Origin of the sequence: Collinsella sp. D33t1_170424_A12, assembly GCF_015554865.1 — a bacterium.
Taxonomy (GTDB): domain Bacteria; phylum Actinomycetota; class Coriobacteriia; order Coriobacteriales; family Coriobacteriaceae; genus Collinsella.
Window position 1 is genome coordinate 1 of sequence record NZ_JADNJJ010000077.1, and the last position, 1,062, is coordinate 1,062.

A 1,062-nucleotide genomic window follows, 5' to 3' on the forward strand; every position below is an offset into this window, starting at 1 on the left:
CGAGGTCGATGCGACCGACTACCTCATGAAGCCCGTCGAGGAGGCGCGTCTGGACCAGGCTATCGCTAAGGTCCTCACGCGCGTGAAGCCCATGATGGATGGCGGCAAGAGCTCCATCGAGCGCATTCCGGTGGAGAAGGGCGGCCGCAAGGTTCTTATCCCGGTTGACCAAATCCGCTACATCATGGCCAAGGACGACTACTCCTGCATCTTTACCGAAGACGACCGCTACCTGTCCACCACGTCGTTGGCGCAGTTCGAGTCCAAGCTCGGCGAGTTTGGTTTCTTCCGCGTGCACCGTCGCTATATCGTGAACCTGGCGAACGTGGAGGATGTCGAGACGGTGCCGTCCGGCGCGATCCAGCTGGGCGTCTCGGGCGTCGAGGACCGCATCCCCGTGTCCCGTCGCCGCGTGGTGCCGCTGAAGAAGGCGCTCAACCTGTAGGTCGCCGGGAGAAGGGAAGCAAGATGGACGCCAGCGCACGCCGCGTCGATATCGTATCGGACACCCATGGGCACCTGTCTGAAGAGCTCCTGGCCCAGCTCGAGGGCGCGGATCTTATCGTCCACGCGGGCGATATGACGTCCGAGATGGATTTCGAGCATTTGCAGCAGATCGCACCCGTACGTGCCGTGCTGGGCAACAACGACTACTTCTTCGATTACGGTGCAGGCGTGGAGCGCCTGATCCGTTTCGAATACGAGGGCGTGACCTTCACGGTTTCTCATTATCGTCGCGATCTTCCCCGTGATTGCACGGGCATCGCCGTGTTCGGGCATTCCCATGTTCCGGTGATCGAAGAGAAGCGCGGCGCGGTGTTCGTGAATCCCGGCTCGCCCACCTTTCCGCGGTCCGAGCACGGCGCGACCATGGCGCGCGCCTGGCTGTCGCAGGGCTCGCTGCTATCGATGGAGATCATCAAGCTGTAGCGCCGTGCAGCGCTCTGACTGGATCGGCGGGGCGGGTAAAATAATTTAAAATTGTTGTTGTGTTTCCCGTTCCCATCTGCGTATAATAGCTCTCGCAGCAGCACGCGCTGTTGGGGAGTTAGCTCAGTTGGT

Annotated in this window: 2 protein-coding genes; both read left to right on the forward strand. The window is 60.9% G+C overall.

What is annotated here, in order from left to right; all coding sequences use genetic code 11:
- Window positions 1–445: LytTR family DNA-binding domain-containing protein (locus tag I2E26_RS03740; protein WP_195419658.1), on the forward strand; the 445-nt coding region annotated here is incomplete at its 5' end.
- Between the two features lie 23 nt (window positions 446–468).
- Window positions 469–930 (forward strand): metallophosphoesterase family protein, encoded by a 462-nt coding sequence (locus tag I2E26_RS03745; protein ID WP_147588757.1) that lies wholly within the window; start codon window positions 469–471, stop codon window positions 928–930.
- Window positions 931–1,062: the final 132 nt, after the last annotated feature.

Bases quoted from the DNA above. Each gene is read 5' to 3' on its own strand.
- I2E26_RS03745 (WP_147588757.1), top strand. From the start codon at position 469: ATGGACGCCAGCGCACGCCGCGTCGATATCGTATCGGACACCCATGGG.